The sequence below is a fragment of the Streptomyces echinatus genome (genome assembly GCF_014203595.1).
In the GTDB taxonomy this organism is placed as follows: Bacteria; Actinomycetota; Actinomycetes; order Streptomycetales; family Streptomycetaceae; genus Streptomyces; species Streptomyces echinatus.
In genome coordinates this window covers 280,461-296,974 of the sequence record NZ_JACHJK010000010.1, presented here as the reverse complement: position 1 = coordinate 296,974, position 16,514 = coordinate 280,461, and the positions used below count along the sequence as shown (strand labels likewise).

General features: G+C 73.1%; 14 protein-coding genes. 9 read left to right on the top strand and 5 right to left on the bottom strand.

Translation table 11 applies throughout. The features are described from left to right. Window positions 1-125 precede the first annotated feature (125 nt). A complete protein-coding gene (locus tag FHS34_RS27145) occupies window positions 126-407 on the top strand; it encodes a hypothetical protein (RefSeq protein ID WP_225817613.1) in 282 nt (93 codons plus the stop codon). 214 nt (window positions 408-621) lie between these two features. On the opposite strand, the gene FHS34_RS27140 is transcribed toward FHS34_RS27145, so the two are convergent. Next, window positions 622-1,989 (bottom strand): lectin, encoded by a 1,368-nt coding sequence (locus tag FHS34_RS27140; protein ID WP_184970043.1) that lies wholly within the window; start codon window positions 1,987-1,989, stop codon window positions 622-624. Window positions 1,990-2,221: 232 nt separating this feature from the next. Here FHS34_RS27140 and FHS34_RS27135 point away from each other — a divergent pair, with 232 nt between their 5' ends. Continuing rightward, window positions 2,222-3,055, top strand: a complete 834-nt coding sequence (locus FHS34_RS27135; protein ID WP_184970042.1) for an SDR family NAD(P)-dependent oxidoreductase — start codon at window positions 2,222-2,224, stop codon at window positions 3,053-3,055. Window positions 3,056-3,274: 219 nt separating this feature from the next. Here the strand turns inward: FHS34_RS27135 and FHS34_RS27130 are convergent, their stop codons facing one another. Both FHS34_RS27130 and FHS34_RS27125 read right to left on the bottom strand, forming a co-directional pair. Next, window positions 3,275-4,438, bottom strand: a complete 1,164-nt coding sequence (locus FHS34_RS27130) for an MAB_1171c family putative transporter (RefSeq protein ID WP_221509489.1) — start codon at window positions 4,436-4,438, stop codon at window positions 3,275-3,277. Next, entirely contained in the window at window positions 4,425-4,949 is a 525-nt protein-coding gene (locus FHS34_RS27125; RefSeq protein WP_184970040.1) for a regulator component, read from the bottom strand. The genes FHS34_RS27130 and FHS34_RS27125 overlap by 14 nt, the downstream gene beginning before the upstream one ends. 455 nt (window positions 4,950-5,404) lie before the next feature. Here FHS34_RS27125 and miaB point away from each other — a divergent pair, with 455 nt between their 5' ends. Both miaB and FHS34_RS27115 read left to right on the top strand, forming a co-directional pair. Beyond that, window positions 5,405-6,934 (top strand): tRNA (N6-isopentenyl adenosine(37)-C2)-methylthiotransferase MiaB, encoded by a 1,530-nt coding sequence (miaB, locus tag FHS34_RS27120; protein WP_184970038.1) that lies wholly within the window; start codon window positions 5,405-5,407, stop codon window positions 6,932-6,934. A 260-nt stretch (window positions 6,935-7,194) separates the two neighbouring features. Beyond that, complete coding sequence (locus tag FHS34_RS27115; protein ID WP_184970036.1) at window positions 7,195-7,908, top strand: class III extradiol dioxygenase subunit B-like domain-containing protein; 714 nt, start codon at window positions 7,195-7,197, stop codon at window positions 7,906-7,908. A gap of 576 nt (window positions 7,909-8,484) precedes the next feature. On the opposite strand, the gene FHS34_RS27110 is transcribed toward FHS34_RS27115, so the two are convergent. Further along, window positions 8,485-8,763: an antitoxin gene (locus tag FHS34_RS27110; RefSeq protein WP_184970034.1), complete on the bottom strand. Its 279-nt coding sequence runs from the start codon at window positions 8,761-8,763 to the stop codon at window positions 8,485-8,487. Window positions 8,764-8,787: 24 nt separating this feature from the next. Then, a complete protein-coding gene (locus tag FHS34_RS27105) occupies window positions 8,788-9,090 on the bottom strand; it encodes a hypothetical protein (RefSeq protein ID WP_184970032.1) in 303 nt (100 codons plus the stop codon). Window positions 9,091-9,273: 183 nt separating this feature from the next. Between FHS34_RS27105 and miaA the strand changes: the two genes are divergently transcribed. The 5 genes from miaA to FHS34_RS27080 all read left to right on the top strand — a co-directional run bounded on the left by miaA (window position 9,274) and on the right by FHS34_RS27080 (window position 16,472). After that, entirely contained in the window at window positions 9,274-10,212 is a 939-nt protein-coding gene (miaA, locus tag FHS34_RS27100; RefSeq protein ID WP_184970030.1) for a tRNA (adenosine(37)-N6)-dimethylallyltransferase MiaA, read from the top strand. A gap of 281 nt (window positions 10,213-10,493) precedes the next feature. Beyond that, on the top strand, window positions 10,494-11,090 hold the full coding sequence (locus tag FHS34_RS27095) for a hypothetical protein (RefSeq protein WP_184970137.1): 597 nt from the start codon (window positions 10,494-10,496) through the stop codon (window positions 11,088-11,090). A gap of 116 nt (window positions 11,091-11,206) precedes the next feature. After that, entirely contained in the window at window positions 11,207-12,076 is an 870-nt protein-coding gene (gene dapF, locus FHS34_RS27090) for a diaminopimelate epimerase (protein ID WP_184970028.1), read from the top strand. Between the two features lie 296 nt (window positions 12,077-12,372). Continuing rightward, window positions 12,373-14,748, top strand: a complete 2,376-nt coding sequence (locus FHS34_RS27085; protein ID WP_184970026.1) for a RelA/SpoT family protein — start codon at window positions 12,373-12,375, stop codon at window positions 14,746-14,748. Window positions 14,749-14,831: 83 nt separating this feature from the next. Then, window positions 14,832-16,472 carry a M1 family metallopeptidase gene (locus FHS34_RS27080; protein ID WP_184970024.1) on the top strand — a complete coding sequence of 547 codons (1,641 nt, stop codon included), beginning with the start codon at window positions 14,832-14,834 and terminating at the stop codon, window positions 16,470-16,472. The last annotated feature ends 42 nt before the right edge of the window (window positions 16,473-16,514 follow it).

Genomic DNA, 16,514 nt, shown 5'->3' with positions numbered 1-16,514 from the left:
GCGGCGACAACGGGACGGAGGCCGGCCCGCGGCGGCCCTGGCCCACCGCTTCCCGGGCGCACACGGCCATCGGTACCGATCGGTGACGGGGCGAACACCGGGCGAGGTCCGGGCCGGCCGTTACGGTGCTCGACCAGTACCACAGCCTGTATCTGGCGGAGGCCCCGCCGACGGCGCTCGCCGCGAGCGTGCTGCGCTCCCGGCCCTTCGAACTCCCCACCGGCGACCGTACGATCCCCTGTCCCGCGGTCTGGCAGCGGTCGCTGAGCTGTCTGCGCACCCGGTGCGACCTGATCCTGGTCTCCCTGGTCAGCGGGGCGCACCTGGCCGCGGTCTGTCAGGACGCCGCGTTCCTGGAGGACGAGGGCAGACCTCGGCTCCGAGGAGGGCCGCGAGCGGGCCGGTGAACTCCTCGCACCGCTGGGGGCGGGCATCGCGAAGCCCGAGCGGCCCGGCTGACGGGGCCGCACGAGGAAGAGCCGCCGGTGTGGTCACGGGGGTCGAAGGGGCGGGGCGGGGCGGCGGTCGCCGTGGGCCCGACCGGTGCCCTCCGCCGATGCCGGGCACGGTGTCGGCGGAGGGTGTCGTAAGGCCCGCGCCGGGGGACGGCGGCGGCTCTCGTCAGCCGGTGTAGCCGGCGAAGACGCGCGTGTAGTCCCAGTCGGACTGGCCGACGCCGGAGCAGCTGTCGGCGGGGCCGCCCGTGCAGGGCCGGTCCCGGTTGGCGGACCAGAAGGTCAGCCGGGCCAGGTGGTGCTGCTGGGCGTAGGCCAGGATGGTGCGGAAGTCGGCCACCGTGACGGTCTCGTTCTGGTCGGTGATGCCGTTCATGGACGAGATGCCCATGTCCCGGTACGCCTGGTCGTCGCTGTAGCGGTAGGCGTTCTTCAGCGCGTTCTTCAGCCCCTCGGCCGCCTGCACCGTCAGACTGCCCATGTTCCGGCCGGCGCCGCCGAAGTCGAACGGCATGATGGCCCAGGCGTCCACGCTCAGCCCGGAAGCGGCCGCCCGGTTGATGAGGCTGGTGTCGGGTCCGCTCTGCCCGGTGCCGATGGTGATGTACACCTTCAGCCCCGGGTTGCCGGCCTTCACGGTCTTCAGCGCGTCGACCGTGCGCTGCTGGACGGTGCCGTTGCTGTAGGCGTCGGCCTCCAGATCGATGTCGATCGCCTTCAGGCCGTAGGCGTTGATGACCTTCTGGTAGGCGGCCGCCAGCTCGCCGGCGCTGGAGCAGGAGCTCTCCAGCTTGTTGCCGCTGTAACCGCCGAAGGACGGGATGACGTCACCGCCGTTCCCCCGCACGGTGTCGACCGTCCGCTGGTCCACCCCGCCGGTCAGCGGACGGCTGCCGTCCCACTGCGGGTTGCAGTAGCCGTTGCTCAGCACGAAGGCCAGGGTGAACCACTTCACGCCGGTGGCCTGGGTGATGGTGCTCGGGCTGGGCGGGCTGCCCCAGCCGTTGTAGAGGTACGGCGCCACGGCCATCGGCGCGGAGGGTGTGCCGCCGCCGGCCGCGGGCGCGTTCCACTTCTGGTTGGCGCCGCCGCCGCAGCTCCAGATCTGTGTCCGGGTGCCGTTGGCGGAGTCGTTGCCGGTGACGTCCAGGCACTTGTTCGCCTGGGGGTTGACGATGTCGTGGGCGGCGGTGACGGTCCACTTCTGGTTGGCGCCGCCCGTGCAGGTCCACAGCTGTGCCTTGGCGCCGTCGGCGGTCGAATTGCCGGTGACGTCCAGACACTTGCCGAGGGCCCGGATGGTGCCGTCGCTGCCGACCGTCCACTGCTGGGCGTTCGTGCCGTTGCAGTCGTAGAGCTGTACGGGCGTGCCGTCGGCGGAGGCGGCCCCGGCGACGTCGAGGCACTTGCCGGCGAGACCGGTGACGGTGCCGGTCGCGGCCTGCGCGGGGGAGGCCGTGAACAGGCCGGTGGACAGGGTGAGAGCGGTGACCGCGAGCGCGGTGGACGCGGAAAGGGTCCTGGTTCTGGGCACGTTGGGGACGCCCTTTCGTGGGGGGTGGGGGTGTCGCCCGGTGAAACTAGAGGTCCAGACCACTTCCGTCAAGGTGTGAAGTAAGAAGTGAGAGAAGCGGGGGAGGGAGTCGGACCGCGCCCTGCCCGGGCTCGCGGACGCTGGCCGGAAGTCGTCACCGGCGCAACCGCGGGTTCTAAGCTCGAACGAGCTTGACGATCTCGATGGACTCGGCGAAGGAGCCTGAACAGCAGTGGAGGACAAGCGCGTTGTCGTCGTGACCGGCGGAGGCTCGGGAATCGGGCAGGCCACGGGCCGGATGCTGGCCGAGGCCGGTCACCAGGTCGTCGTCTCCGGCCGGCGGGCCGAGCCCCTGGAGCGCCTCGCACGGGAGACGGGGGCGCTGGCCCATCCGTCCGATGTCGGGGACCCCGACGCGGCCGAGGGACTGGTCCGGGCGGCCCTGGACGCGTACGGACGGCTCGACGGAGTGGTGCTGAACGCGGGCATCGGGCGGGGCGGAGCCGTGGGCGACATGTCGCTGCGGGACTGGGACGAGGTGATGCGCACCAATGTCACCGGTCCGCTTCTCCTGCTGCGCGCCGCGATCCCGCACCTGCTGGAGTCCCAAGGGGCGGTGGTCGCCGTCGCCTCGGTGTCCGCCCTGCGCAACGGCACCAGCAACGCCCCGTACGCCACGTCCAAGGCGGCCCTGCTCCAGCTGTGCCGTTCCGTCGCCGTCGACTACGGGCGCCAGGGGGTGCGGGCCAACATCGTGTGCCCCGGCTGGGTGCGGACCGAGATGGCCGACCGGCGCATGACGCGCTTCGCCGAGGAGGCCGGCCTGCCGGGCGGCGGGATGGAGGCCGCCTACGACGAGGCGACCAGGCTGCTGCCCCAGGGACGTCCCGGTGAGCCGCGCGAGGTCGCGGAGGCGATCGGCTGGCTGCTGTCTCCGGCGGCTTCCTACGTCAACGGAGCCGTGCTCACCGTGGACGGCGGGACGACGGCCCTCGACCCCGGGACGCTCGCCTTCGACTACCGCATCGCACCGCGTGACCCGGAGCCCACCGACGCTCCGGTCTGAGCGCCCCGGCGCCGGAACGCGGCACGGGCGCCCGGGCCGGACCCGCCGAGTGCGGCCCGGCGCGCGGCGCCGGCCTTTCGAGCCGGACCCGCCGATTGCGGCCCGCCGAGTGCGGGCCGGCCACGCGACACGGGCGTTGCGGCCCCGCCGAGTGCGATGCCTGTCGGCGCCCGGGACGGGCGACCTGAGACGGCACCTGGCGGGCGCACCCAGGCCGGTTCAGGACTGCTGCGCGGGAGACGTCCGGTCGCGGCAGGGGAGCGCGTCGGTCATGGCGGGCCACATCCGGGCGATCCCCAGCAGCGTCTCGTGACTGCCGTGGACCACCCCGGGCAGGGGACGCGGGTCGGACGGTGGCACGCCGCCGAGCACCGCCCGCCGGGCCTGGCCCACGGCCCCGGCGAGCGCCGCGGACGCGAGACAGTCGTCCCGCACCCCCGCCCGCCGCGCATGCCGGTGCGCCTTCTCGTAGGCGTCGGGCTGGACGTACTGCTGCAGCGTCAGCAACGCGTCGTACGTCTCGATGGTCTGCCGATGGGCCTGCAGCGCCGGCGGACAGCGCGGCCACAGCACCTCCTGGAGCCGGGTCCGCCGCGGGCTGGCCAGGGCCACATGGGGCACCGCCGTCACCAGGTCCCGCCACAGCGGCCACAGCCGCCAGGTGGTCCGCAGCGCGGTGGCCGACCGGGCCACGGCGGTCGCGGTGGGCACCAGCAGGGAGGCCGCCCGCAGGAAGCCGTGGGCACCCATGATCAGGGAGAGGTAGGGGAGCAGGCCCGGGGCGAGGCCGTACAGGTGGCAGAGATAGCCGCACCAGAAGACGAGGGCGAGCACGCTGCCCGCCGCGAACAGCCGCAGTGACCAGACCAGATCACGCTCCGCCGTACGGCGGCTGTACCGCCAGCACACCACCAGGGCGACGGCGTCCCCGACGATGTGGGCGACGACGAGGATCAGCCAGTAGGCGGCCGCGGCGGACGCGGGCCGCTGCACGGCCGCCATCCCCTCGGGCGACCGGTCGGCCCGCAGCAGATCCAGGACCAGCAACGACACCAGGGCCGCCGCCATGGCCGCCGCCACCGAACGGCGCAGGAGCGGAGTGCGGCGCGGGTCGATCACGAAGAGCAGGACCAGCCCCGCGCTGAGAACGCCGATCAGGTTGCGGACGAGAGACACCGTGTGGACGTCGGTGCCGGCCGACGTCAGCCCGGCGACGATCCCGGGCTGGAAGAGGGTGATGGCGGTGGTCGCCGCGAGGACGGTCACCCACAGCCCGCGCAGACGGGGCTGGCGCAGCGCGGGCCGCGCCCGCCAGACCAGCGCGAACCACAGCGCGAGGACGCTGGTGAGTCCGAGCCGGGCCGCCAGTTCACTCACCGGCATCGTCCGTCACTCCCAGGAACGCGCCGAGGCGTCCCAGGGGACCCGCCACCGGGCCGGTCTTCCCGGCGCTCTGTATGAGGCTGGCGATCATCTCGGCTTCTTGTTCCTCGGTGGTCGTGTAACTGGTCCGGGCCATCAGGCGCCTCACGAGACGCGGCTCCGGATCGTCCGGAAGCCGACCGGTCAGCCGGTCACCATCGCCGTCCGCGAGGCTCCGATGGTGGTCGCACAGCACATGGCCGATCTCGTGCAGGATGATGTGCTCGCGGTGCAGGGGCGCGGTACGGGGTTCGTAGAAGACGTAGTCGGCGTCGTCGGTACCCAGCCAGAGCCCGCACGCCCCCGTGGCCGCCGCCTGCTCGGGCAGCTCGCGCAGCACGAGCGGCCGCCCTCTCAGCTCCTCCACCCGCGCACGGAGCGCGTCCAGGGAAAGGGACCGCTGCACCCCGAGATCACGCAGAAGCGCGGTGCAGCGGCGCCGCAACGCGGCGTACTCGCTCGTTCTCGTCACCTGTCGTGTCACCCCCGTTCGCTGTTCTCACCGGCCGGAACGGCTGGGGCGTCTTTCCGTTCCCGTGGCATCGGACAGGGCGTTCACGACAGCGCGCTCCCTCTGGCATCCCACTCGCCCGGCCACCCCCTCTCGGTGAAGCGGTCCGGGGTGACCCCGAAACGCTCTGCCGGTACGCGGAGACGGCCGAGCACGGCGTGGCCCCACCTAAGCAGGTCGTCCGCCCTCCTGCACACGTCGGCCGAGTCTTTCGGTCGCCCTTTGGCGAAATCCTTCCGCTGTCCGTGACGGGTGGCGACGCGGCAGGCATGCGGTGGAAGAAGCGCCACCCCCTATGACTGCCGTCACAGGTGCGGATGGCGTTGCCCTGTCACCCCTGCCCGCCGCGGAGGGCGGCCTCGCGACGGAACAAGCGCCGCACCACGGGTCTCCGCGGACCGCCTACCCTTGAACGCATGACCAGCAGCAGCGACCGGAGCCCGGCAGTGGACGTTCCCGCCCCCAAGAGCTACGAGATCCGCACCTACGGGTGCCAGATGAACGTCCACGATTCCGAGCGATTGGCCGGGCTGCTCGAAGAGGCCGGATATGTACGGGCGCCCGAGGGGTCGGACGGGGACGCGGACGTCGTCGTCTTCAACACCTGCGCGGTCCGGGAGAACGCCGACAACCGGCTGTACGGCAACCTCGGCCGGCTGGCGCCGAAGAAGACCTCCCGCCCGGGGATGCAGATCGCGGTCGGCGGCTGTCTCGCGCAGAAGGACCAGGACACCATCGTGAAGAAGGCGCCCTGGGTGGACGTCGTCTTCGGCACGCACAACATCGGCAAGCTGCCGGTCCTGCTGGAGCGCGCCCGCGTCCAGGAAGAGGCGCAGGTCGAGATCGCCGAGTCCCTGGAGGCGTTCCCCTCCACGCTGCCGACCCGCCGCGAGAGCGCGTACGCGGCCTGGGTGTCGATCTCCGTCGGCTGCAACAACACCTGCACCTTCTGCATCGTCCCGGCCCTGCGCGGCAAGGAGAAGGACCGCCGCACCGGCGACATCCTCGCCGAGATCGAGGCCCTGGTCGGCGAGGGCGTCTCCGAGATCACCCTGCTCGGCCAGAACGTCAACGCCTACGGCTCCGACATCGGCGACCGCGAGGCCTTCAGCAAGCTGCTGCGCGCCTGCGGGAACATCGAGGGCCTGGAGCGCGTCCGCTTCACCTCCCCGCACCCGCGCGACTTCACGGACGACGTGATCGCGGCGATGGCGCAGACCCCGAACGTCATGCCGCAGCTGCACATGCCCCTGCAGTCCGGCTCGGACACCGTCCTGAAGGCGATGCGCCGTTCGTACCGGCAGGAGCGCTACCTGGGGATCATCGAGAAGGTGCGCGCCGCCATCCCGCACGCCGCGATCACCACCGACATCATCGTGGGCTTCCCCGGCGAGACCGAGGAGGACTTCGAGCAGACGCTGCACGTCGTTCGCGAGGCCCGCTTCGCCCAGGCGTTCACCTTCCAGTACTCCAAGCGCCCCGGCACCCCCGCCGCGACCATGGAGAACCAGATCCCCAAGGAGGTCGTCCAGGCGCGCTACGAGCGTCTCGTCGCCCTTCAGGAGGAGATTTCCTGGGAGGAGAACAAGAAGCAGGTCGGCCGCACGCTGGAGCTGATGGTCGCCGAGGGCGAGGGCCGCAAGGACGGCGCCACCCACCGCCTCTCCGGCCGCGCCCCCGACAACCGCCTCGTCCACTTCACCAAGCCGGACGAGGAGGTGCGCCCCGGTGACGTGGTGACCGTCGAGATCACCTACGCCGCCCCGCACCACCTCCTCGCCGAGGGCCCGGTCCTCGGCGTGCGCCGCACGCGCGCGGGGGACGCCTGGGAGAAGCGGAACGCCGCGGAGGCCGCCAAGCCGGCGGGCGTCATGCTCGGCCTCCCGAAGATCGGCGTACCGGCACCGCTCCCGGCCACCACGGGCAGCGGCTGCGGCTGCGACTGAAGCCCGACTCCGGCAGAGCCGCGACTGCGGCTCCGACTCCGTCTGGGCTCACGTGCCGGCTGCGGTCGGGTGCCGGCTCGGTTCCTCGGGAGCAGCTGTTGCTCACTCAGGTGAAGACACCGGTTCCGCTGGCCCGGCACCGGGGTGTGCGAGCGGCCGTGGCGGACGCGTGGGGGGGCCTGCCCTGACGGTGACCGACCCGACGGACGTGCTCGTCGGGGAGTGACGTGCGGGCCACCCGCCGGGTTACGCTGCCGATCATGCTTGTCGCCGCCGCAGTCTCCCCCTGTCCGCCGCTGCTCGTGCCCGAGGTCGCCGCGGGTGCCGCACCCGAGCTGGACGCCGCGCGCGCGGCCTGCTCGGACGCGCTCGGCGTGCTCGCCGCCGCCCGCCCCGACCTGCTGGTCGTCGTCGGCTCCGCCGAGCAGGGCGGGCACGGTGCCTTCCCGCAGGGCGCCCCGGGCACCTTCCGCGGCTTCGGGGTCGACCTGGACGTACACCTCGGGCCCGTCGCCCACCCCGTCCCGGAGCGGGAACTGCCGACCTCGCTGGCCGTCGGCGCCTGGCTGCTGGAGCGGACCGGTTGGGCCGACGCCCCGATCGAGGGGCTCGCCGTCGCGCAGACGCTGGAGCCGGAGCGGTGCGCCGAGACCGGGCGGGAACTGGCCGGCCGGGCCGGACGGGTGGCGCTGCTGGTGATGGGAGACGCCAGCGCCTGCCGCACGCTCAAGGCACCCGGTTATCTGGACGAGCGGGCGGCACCCTTCGACGCGGAGGTGGCGAGGGCACTCGGCGCGGCGGACGTGGCGGCCCTGCGGGCGCTGGACCCCGGCCTGGCCCACGAACTGAAGGCCGCCGGCCGCGCCCCCTGGCAGATCCTGGCCGGGGCGGCCGAGGACACGGACCTCACCGGCACCCTGCTCTACGAGGACGCACCGTACGGCGTGGGCTACCTGGTAGCGACCTGGTCCTGACCGTCCTGCCACCACTTCACCGCGCGCGCCCGGCCGCTTCCACGGTTGCGCGCAACCACGTCCCCTCCGCGGGCTGCAGTTTCTCCGTCCGCCCGTTCGCTTGCCCCCTCGCGCACCCGTCCGCTGGGCCGCTGCCTCGCCGCGCAGCCGCCCGTCCGCCCGCCTCGCCGCGCTGCCGTCTGGCCGTCCCGCGTTGCCGCCGCTCCGCCTGCTGAGTCGTTCCTCGCCAGGCCACGCCTCACTGAGCCCCCCGCCGACTTCAGCGGAAACGACGGCTTCTCCGCCGTGCGGAAACCGACGGGTCTCCCACCGTGCGGAAACCGGCGGGTCTCCCACCGTTCGGGAACGGCGGACGGCCGGGAGCCGTATCGCTCCTCGGCCGTCCACCGCCGTGCCGCTGAGGATCGTCCCGGCACCGCCGTCGGGGCTCCTCCCGGGCACCGGCGCAGGGACACTCCCAGGACACCGCCGTAGAGACTCTCCTCGGACACCACCGGCGCAAGCACCCGTCGGACACCGCCACCCGGGGCTTCCCCCGGGCCCCGTCGCCGACGGCACCCCGCGGGCGGCGCCGGCTCACGAAGCCGGGGGCGGTCCCTCCGGGCGGGTCGGGGTCATCGGGTCGGGCGGCGCCGCGTCCGGGCCGCTCTTGTGCGCCAGGCGGTCCATCGCCTCCTTGGCCTTGCCCGTGCCCGCGTGGATCTTGTCGCTGTACTTGTGCTTGGTCCGCTCGTCGACGGCCTTCGCGGCCTTGTCGATCCCGTGCTGGACCTTGTCCCCGTGCTGCCGTGCGAGGTCCGACACCTTGTCCTTGGCCGGGCCCAGCTTGGCCTTCATGTTGTCCATCAGACCCATGGTCCACCTTCCCTCGCGGGGCAGTTACCTGCGGGCGCCCTCGCCGGCCTCGCTGTCGGCGGCCTCCCCGGCGGCCTGCTGCCGGGGGATCCCGGTGCTCTCGGACGCGTCGTCCGTACCGGCGTCCGACCGCACGGCCACGTCCTCGCGCCCGTCCCCGGCCGCCTCCGTGACCTCTTCCGACCCGGCTCCCCCCGCCTCCGTCGACTCCGTCCGATCCGCCTGCTCCGCCTCGGCCACCGCCGGCTCCGTGCCGGCGTCCGCCGCCGCGTCCGACGCCTCCGGAGTCGCCTTCGACCTGCCGAGAAGCCGTGCAAACACGCCCATATCCACTCCATACGGTACTCGTGCGGGCGAATTCCCGCGTCGCCCGGTGCGTACGGTTGCGCCGCCCGGGTCACCGCCTCCCGCGTCCCGGCGGGCGGCACCTCGCCACGGGCAACGACGCGGGAACCGCCCCGTCACGTAACTCGTTCGAGACCTCGCCTGGAGGTTTGCGAGACTGGTGCGGTGAGCAGCGCACCCCTCGCCCCCCGCGTCATCGCCGTCGTCGGACCCACCGCGGCCGGAAAGTCCGATCTTGGCGTCTTCCTCGCCCAGCAGCTCGACGGCGAGGTCGTCAACGCCGACTCCATGCAGCTGTACCGGGGGATGGACATCGGCACCGCCAAGCTGACGCCCGAGGAGCGTGGCGGCATCCCGCACCACCTGCTCGACATCTGGGACGTAACGGTCACCGCGTCGGTCGCCGAGTACCAGAAACTGGCCCGCGAGCGGATCGACGCGCTGCTTGCCGAGGGCCGCTGGCCGATCCTGGTCGGCGGCTCCGGACTGTACGTCCGCGGTGCCGTCGACAACCTGGAGTTCCCCGGCACCGACCCCGAGGTCCGGGCCCGCCTGGAGGAGGAGCTGGCGCTGCGCGGGCCGGGCGCGCTGCATGCCCGGCTGGCCGCCGCCGACCCCGGGGCCGCCCGCGCGATCCTGCCCAGCAACGGCCGCCGTATCGTCCGGGCGCTGGAAGTGATCGAGATCACCGGACAGCCCTTCACGGCCAATCTGCCCGGCCACGACTCCGTCTACGACACCGTCCAGATCGGCGTCGACGTGGCCCGTCCGGAACTGGACGACCGCATCGCGCGGCGCGTCGACCGCATGTGGGAGGCCGGCCTCGTGGACGAGGTGCGCGCACTGGAGGCGCAGGGCCTGCGCGAGGGGCGCACGGCGTCGCGCGCGCTCGGCTACCAGCAGGTCCTCGCCGCGCTCGCCGGGGAGTGCACCGAAGCGGAAGCCCGGGCCGAGACCGTGCGTGCCACCAAGCGCTTCGCGCGCCGCCAGGATTCGTGGTTCAGGCGCGATCCCCGGGTGCACTGGTTGAGTGGGGCCGTCGTGGACCGCGGGGAACTTCCGCAGCTGGCCCTGGCGTTGGTCGAACGACCGGTCACAGCCTGATCACGTCATGGCATCGGGATGCGCCGCCGGTCATCGCGGCCTTCGACGCCGTGCCATCATCGAGCTTCGATCGACCAAGTGGAGCCTAGTTGGGAGGGCGCGTGGCGATGGAGGCCGGCCCTCGCGACACCGCACGAAGTGCCGAGCACCTGACCACTGAGGGTGACGATCCAGGCCGGGGCGAAGCCCGCCCGGACGAGGACCGCCCCCGGGTGAACGGTCTGCGCGAAGGCCTGCGGCCGACCGGCGCCCAGGCGTCCGGTCCGCACGAGAACGGCCTGATGAGCGACGGCCCGACCGAGGACCGTCTGTCCGGAGACCGTCTGTCCGAGGTCCGCTCGGCCGAAGACCGTCTGGTCGGGGACCGTCTGTCCGGAGACCGCCTGGCAGGGGACCCTCTGACCGAGGACCGTCTGGCGGGGAACCCCCTGGCCGCGGACCCCCTGGCCGAGGACCCTCTGGCCGACGACGGGCCCGACGACACCGCGGGCGGCGTCACCGCCGACGGACCGGCGCCCGAGGAGATGTATCCGAGCGGGCCGGAGGTCGAGGTCGAGCTCCGCCCGCAGGGCCGGCTGCGCATCTGGCAGCTCGCCCCCATCGTCGCCCTCGCCGCCGTCGGCTCCCTGATGTTCGCCTTCCCGCTCGCCTTCGACTTCGGCGACAGCGGCGCCGTCATCGCCATGCTCGGGCTGCTGATCTGCTCCTGCGCCGCCGGCTGGGGCATGATGGCCGCCCGCAGGGTGGGCTACACCTGGCCGGGGCTGCCGGCACGCGGTTCGGGCCGCCGGCCCGACTGGCGCGTCGTACTCGGATACGTCCTCCTCGTGGCCGTTGTGGCGGTCCTCGCCGTCTGGCGGGTGGCGAGGCTCCGCTGAGGTGACGGGCGCGGACGACAGCGCCCCTGGGACCCGCCGACCGGTACGGACCCACCGTCCCACCAGCCACTCCCCGCCATCGGCCCCCCGGCGGAGCGACCCCGTACGATCGAGGAATGAGCACACCGATCGCCTTCCTCAAGGGGCACGGCACCGAGAACGACTTCGTGATCGTCCCGGACCCCGAGAACGCCCTCGACCTCTCCCGGGCAGCCGTGGCCGCCCTGTGCGACCGCCGGGCGGGCATCGGCGGCGACGGCGTGCTGCACGTCGTGCGGTCCGCGGCGCACCCGGAGGCCCGGGCGATGGCCGGCGAGGCGGAATGGTTCATGGACTACCGCAACGGCGACGGCTCCGTCGCCGAGATGTGCGGCAACGGTGTGCGTGTGTTCGCGCGCTACCTCCAGCACGCGGGACATGTGGCCGAAGGCGACCTCACCATCGCCACGCGCGCGGGCGTGAGGACCGTCCACATCGCGAAGGACGGTGACGTCACCGTCGGCATGGGCCGCGCCCGTCTCCCCGAAGGGGACGTCACGGTGACCGTCGACGAGCGGAGCTGGCCCGCGCGCAACGTGAACATGGGCAACCCGCACGCGGTGGCCTTCGTGGCCGACCTGGCCCACGCCGGCACCCTGTACGACGCGCCGCCGGTCAGCCCGCGGGCCGCCTACCCGGACGGGGTGAACGTCGAGTTCGTCGTCGACCGCGGCCCCCGCCACGTCGCCATGCGCGTGCACGAGCGCGGCTCCGGCGAGACGCGTTCGTGCGGCACGGGCGCGTGTGCCGTCGCCGTGGCCGCCGCCCGCCGGGACGGCACCGACCCGGCCGTCACCGGCACCCCGGCGACGTACACCGTCGACGTGCCCGGCGGGCGCCTGGTCATCACCGAGCGGCCTGACGGCGAGATCGAGATGACCGGACCGGCCGTGATCGTCGCCGAGGGCGCGATCGACGCCGACTGGCTGGCCCGGGCGTCCGGCTGACCCGAGGAGCGCGGACGGCCCCGGCCCCGGGTCCCGTCCGTCCGGTCCGTCGGTCGCGGCGGGCCCGGAGGCCGGGGCGTTCGAAACCGCGGCCGACAACAGGGCACCTGACGCAGACTCTAAACCTCGATTTCATCGCTCGAATGGGTGATCCGTTTCACGCTCGGCGAGAGGCGGTCCGTCGTACGTGGTGGGCTCGGTAGCATCAAGCACCGGCACGGACGGGGGAACGTCGCCAACCCTGAGCCGCGTGTGCCATGGGGCTCCGTCCGCCGGTCCACGAGCCGGAGGTGCCCATGAGTGCGGAGGCCACGAATCCTGCGACGGCTGGTCCTGTGGCGCCCACAGCGCCACAAGCGCTCACAGCGTCCGCGGTGCCGCGCAGAAAGGCCCGGCCCCGGATCGACCTGCGTCGGCTCGGCCGCGCCGCACTGCTCGGCTCCGCCGCCCGCGACAAGCTGCCCGACGCCATCAGCCACGTCGTGGAGGCGCACCGCGCCCATCACCCCGACGCGGACCTCGAACCCCTGCGCCGTGCCTATGTCCTGGCGGAGTCCTCGCACCGCGGCCAGATGCGCAAGAGCGGCGAGCCGTACATCACGCACCCGCTCGCCGTGACCCTGATCCTCGCCGAACTCGGCGCCGAGACGACGACGTTGACGGCCTCCCTGCTGCACGACACCGTCGAGGACACCGAGGTGACGCTGGATCAGGTGCGGGAACAGTTCGGCGAGGAGGTCCGTTATCTGGTCGACGGCGTCACGAAACTGGAGAAGGTCGACTACGGAGCCGCCGCCGAACCGGAGACCTTCCGCAAGATGCTCGTCGCCACCGGCAACGACGTGCGCGTGATGTCGATCAAACTCGCCGACCGCCTGCACAACATGCGCACCCTCGGCGTGATGCGCCCCGAGAAGCAGGAGCGGATCGCCAAGGTCACCCGAGACGTCCTGATCCCGCTCGCCGAGCGCCTCGGCGTGCAGGCGCTCAAGACGGAGCTGGAGGACCTGGTCTTCGCCATCCTCCACCCCGAGGAGTACGAACACACCCGCGAACTCATCGCGGAGAACGCCGCCCGCCCCGGCGACCCGCTCGCCGAGGTCGCCGAGGAGATGCGCCGGGTGCTGCGCGAGGCCGACATCCCGGCCGAAGTCCTCATCCGTCCACGGCACTTCGTCTCCGTCCACCGTGTGGCGCGCAAGCGCGGCCGGCTGCGTGGCACCGACTTCGGACGTCTGCTGGTGCTGGTGAACGAGGACGCGGACTGTTACGCCGTCCTCGGTGAGCTGCACACGTGCATGACACCGGTGGTCGCGGAGTTCAAGGACTTCATCGCCGTACCGAAGTTCAACCTCTACCAGTCCCTGCACACCGCCGTCGCCCTGTCCCGGAAGCGAACCGATCCGCCCGGGGGGACCCCCGGTGCCGCCCAGGTCGTCGAAGTCCTCATCCGCACCCACCAGATGCACAAGGTCGCCGAGGCCGGTGTGGTGGCCCTCGGCAACCCGTACGCGCCCGCGTCCGAGACCTCCGCCGCCGGAGCCGCCACGACCCCCGCCGGCACCTCCGTCCCCGAGACCGCCGACGCCCCTGCCGACGGCGAGCGCGCCGACCCCACCCGTCCCGGCTGGCTCTCCCGCCTCCTCGACTGGCAGCGGGCCGCCCCCGACCCCGACACCTTCTGGTCCACCCTGCGCGAGGACCTCGCCCAGGACCGCGAGATCACCGTGTTCCGCCCCGACGGCGGCGCCCTCGGCCTGCCCGAGGGCGCCACGTGCGTGGACGCCGCGTACGCGGCGTACGGCGAGGACGCCCACGCCTGTATCGGCGCCCGTGTGGGCGGCCGCCTGGCCACCCTCAGCACCGTCCTGCGCGACGGCGACACCGTGCAGCTCCTGATGGGCCAGGACCCGGAATCCGAGCCCTCCCGCGAATGGCTGGAGCACGCCCACACGCCGGCCGCCCGCATCGCCATCCAGCGCTGGCTGGCCACGCACCCCGGCGCCGGCACCGACCCGGACGACGGCACCGACCCGGCCGGGCCGGACGGCACCGGCACCGTCCCCGGCGAGACGGCCGGCGCGGCCCGTACCGCCTCGGCGGGGGCCGGGAAGGCCGCCTCCGCCGGCCCGCCCGACGTGGCCGCCTCCGCCTCCCGCCCCGACCCGGCCGCCCCCGCAGCGCGCCCCACGGGCGGCGCCCCCGCCCCCCGCCCCCGGCGCGCCGACGTCCTCGCGGACCCGCCGGGCACCGCCGTACGGCTCGCCGGGTGCTGCACACCCGTACCGCCGGACGAGATCACCGGCTTCGCCGTGCGTGGGGGAGTGGTGACCGTGCACCGCGCGGAGTGCGCCGCGGTGGCGCACATGAAGAGCCGGGGGCGCGCGGAGATCGGCGTGCGCTGGGGGGACACCGCCGAATGCCGGGTCACCCTGGTCGCCGAATCGTTCGGCCGCCCCCATCTGCTCGCCGACCTCACCGAGGCGATCGCCCTGGAGGGAGTCGAGATCGTCTCCGCCACCGTCGAACCGCCCAGCCAGCAGCGGGTGCGCCACACCTACACCCTCCAGCTCCCGGATGCGGCCGGCCTCCCGGCCCTGATGCGCGCCATGCGGGACGTACCGGGGGTGTACGACGTGAGCAGGGCCCAGCACCAGGCACCGGCCTCCTGACGACGGCGCCCGGCCCACTCGTTCGGGTGGGCCGGGCGCGCGTCGCCGCCGTACGGCGGGCGCGCGCTGGTAGCGGTGGTGCAATGCTGCTCACCCCCCGCCCTCGCCCCCGGCCCCAGCCTGAGACCTCCCAGCAACCGGCCCAACCTGAGACCTCCCGGCAACCGGCCCAGCCCGAGACCTGCCAGGACCAGCCTCAGCCCGGGACCTCTCAGCACCGGTTCCGGCCCGCCGCCCGGCGCCGGACCCGGTCCGGGCCCACCCGGCACCGCAAGGCGGCCCTGCTCGCCTCCGCCGTCTCCGTCTGCCTCGTCGCCGCCGCGGCCCCGGCCGAACCGCTCGGCGTCGGCGACCGGCTCTACCCGTACCTGGGCAACCCCGGGTACGACGTCACCTCGTACGACCTGTCCCTCACCTATACCGGCGCCAACGACAAGCCGCTCGAGGCCGTCACCACGATCGACGCCCTGACCACCGCCGGCCTGGAGCACCTCAACCTCGACTTCGCCCACGGCACCGTGCGCTCCGTCGAGGTCGACGGACGTCCCGCCGGCTTCACCGGCGCCGGCGAGGACCTGGTCGTCACGCCGGAGCACCCCCTGGCAAAGGGCAGGTGGGCCCGGATCACCGTGCGGCACACCAGTGACCCCGTCTCCGGCAAGGACCAGCAGGGCGGCTGGGTGCGCACCTCCGACGGCCTCGCCATGGCCAACCAGGCCGACGCCGCCCACCTGGTGTTCCCGTGCAACGACCATCCGTCCGACAAGGCCATGTTCACCTTCCGGATCAGCGTGCCCGACGGCTACACCGCCGTCGCCAACGGCCTGCCCGCCGAAGCCGTCCGGAGCGGAAGCACCACCACCTGGACCTACCGCACCCGGCACCCCATGGCCACCGAACTGGCCCAGGTGTCCATCGGCCGCTCCGCCGTCGTGCACCGCGAGGGACCGCACGGGCTGCCCGTGCGCGACGTCGTGCCCGCCGCCGACCGCAAGGCCCTCGAACCCTGGCTCGCGAAGACGCCCGACCAGCTCGCCTGGATGGAGAGCAAGGTAGGCCGGTACCCCTTCGAGACCTATGGCGTGCTCATGGCACAGGCGTCCACGGGCTTCGAACTGGAGACGCAGACGCTCTCGCTCTTCGAGAAGCACCTGTTCACCGAGCCCGCCTACCCCAAGTGGTACATCGAGTCGATCATGGTGCACGAGCTGTCCCACCAGTGGTTCGGCGACAGCGTCACCCCGCGCAGCTGGTCCGACGTCTGGCTGAACGAGGGGCACGCCACCTGGTACGAGGCGCTCTACGCCGACGAGACCGCGAAGCGGCCCATGGAAGAGCGGATGAAGGCCGCCTACGGTGCCTCCGACCACTGGCGCGAGGCCGGCGGCCCGCCCGCCCGGCCCAAGCCCCCGGCCGCCGGGCAGAAGATCGACATCTTCCGGCCCAACATCTACGACGGCGCCGCCCTCGCCCTCTACGCCCTGCGGCAGGAGATCGGCCGGCCGGCCTTCGAGCGGCTGGAGCGGATCTGGGTGCGGGAACACCGCGACGCCACCGCCACCACCGCCGACTTCGTCCGGCTGGCCTCGACCGTCGCCGGCCGCGACCTCGGCGGTTTCCTGGAGCCCTGGCTGTACGGCGAGAAGACCCCTCCGATGCCCGGTCACCCGGACTGGAAGCCGGCGGCGTCGGTCAAGGCGGCCACGCCCCACACCCGGCGTTAACCCGATGACGAGACGCGCCGTGCCGTGCGACCATCTAAGGGT